The 1543-nt window shown below is 55.6% G+C and carries 2 protein-coding genes and 1 rRNA gene; all 3 read left to right on the forward strand.

The window, feature by feature from the left end:
* Positions 1 to 86, forward strand: a 5S ribosomal RNA gene (rrf, locus tag RAE04_RS11640); the annotation flags it as partial.
* A gap of 96 nt (positions 87 to 182) precedes the next feature.
* Positions 183 to 410 carry a tRNA 2-thiouridine-synthesizing protein gene (locus tag RAE04_RS11645; protein ID WP_317027466.1) on the forward strand — a complete coding sequence of 76 codons (228 nt, stop codon included), beginning with the start codon at positions 183 to 185 and terminating at the stop codon, positions 408 to 410.
* Positions 410 to 1543, forward strand: a 1134-nt coding sequence (locus RAE04_RS11650) for a hypothetical protein (protein ID WP_317027467.1), incomplete at its 3' end; no start/stop codon positions are given. The genes RAE04_RS11645 and RAE04_RS11650, both read left to right, overlap by 1 nt.

A 1543-nucleotide genomic window follows, 5' to 3' on the forward strand; every position in this document is an offset into this window, starting at 1 on the left:
GTCCCATTCCGAACCCGGAAGCTAAGCCTGCACACGCTGATGGTACTGCAACCGGGAGGTTGTGGGAGAGTAAGTCACCGCCGACACCAAACAACAACAAACAACAAAATACAAAAAACAACGAGAAGGAGACGGCCAACCACCGCCTCCTTCTCCTTTTGCGTTTTGCTAGTCTCGCCAGCATGAACCAAAGGCAAATTTCTAATGTGGCGGACCAGGTAGAACAAGGAATTCTGGGCCTTGAAGGCGTCGATAGGCTGCTGGCTTACTTGGACAGCCTGCATCCGGATGAGTTGGCCGGCGTGGATTTCCTCGTTGACCGCATGTTTGAGGAAGAGCGTAACCAAATATGGGAGATCACGGAATCGCTTAAGGAGTTTCTCACGGATTTGAAGGAATACCAGAAGTAGTGCGGACGCTTGCCGAAGCAACCACCGCCCTTGTAAATCCCTTCGCCTTGAATCTGACTGACCCCGACGATTCACGGGCTTACGCCGACCAGGTGTGGCAGGCGGGTGTGCTTTTGAATGTGGCAATTGATGATCCTCATCACCTCACAAGCCAAGGCGTCAAGACAATAGAGCCTTACGATGTCTTCCCGGTCGCGCGACGAGCGCTAGAAGAGGTCCTGCAACAGTTGCCGCTTGTTAATGATCCATTTGGAGCGCTGATCTGGAGCGCGGAACGCTTGGCCCAGGAACTACCTCAGGCCGCCCAAGTAGCCCAGGTTGACGCGCTGCGCTTAGCCGAGTGGCTCTTGGACGTTCTGGAGTCGCCGTATGCTGAACAAATAGATGTTGACCCCGTGCAGTACGAGCAATCTTTAGGGGCAGAGGGCGTGAAGGAACTTCGCGATGGGGCGCATGGAGCGTATGCGAGGCGTCGGCTGGCGGTGCTTTCTGGCTCTGTCGAGGACGTGTTTCGTACTCACACGGACGGATACGAGCAGCTGATTCGCGCCCTTTCAGAGATAGGTCAGTTTGAGCTTGCCGATAAGTACTCAGAGAAGGCCATGCTGGCGTTGCCTACGGAGGATACTTTCCATATCCTTACTTTTTGGGCCGCGCTTTGCGACGACCACTTTCCCCACCGCAGCCCCGCCGTGCACCGGATAGCCTTCGATAGTTTTCCAATGCTATCGACTGCGCGTGGGCTTTTCGCGGCCGTAGGGGACACCGCGTCAGAACTCATCCAGACTCGCCTGCGGGATAAACCATGGGACCTAGCGATGTTCCAGTACCTGTGCCTAAATGATCCGGAGCGTGCTTGGGCAACAGCCTCGGACGCCGGAATTGAATGGAGCTTGGCAGAACAGCTTCTTCCGGACTTGCCGGACGAGACCATTCCCATTCTGATGCGAAAAGTCGAGGAGCAATTGGAAAACAAGTGGGGTCGCGACCAAGCGTATGAGTTGCTCGGGAAGGGGCCTGGCCCCCGGAAAGTAGACACGTCGGGGGTTAGCTATGCTGCTTGGGTCAGTGTAGCTGAATTAAGCGCTTCGAAGTCATCGGGGGCTAGAAGGTTGCACCAGGAGTGCCGTCTG

It is taken from the genome of Corynebacterium sp. CTNIH16 (genome assembly GCF_032821655.1).
Taxonomy (GTDB): Bacteria; Actinomycetota; Actinomycetes; order Mycobacteriales; family Mycobacteriaceae; genus Corynebacterium; species Corynebacterium marquesiae.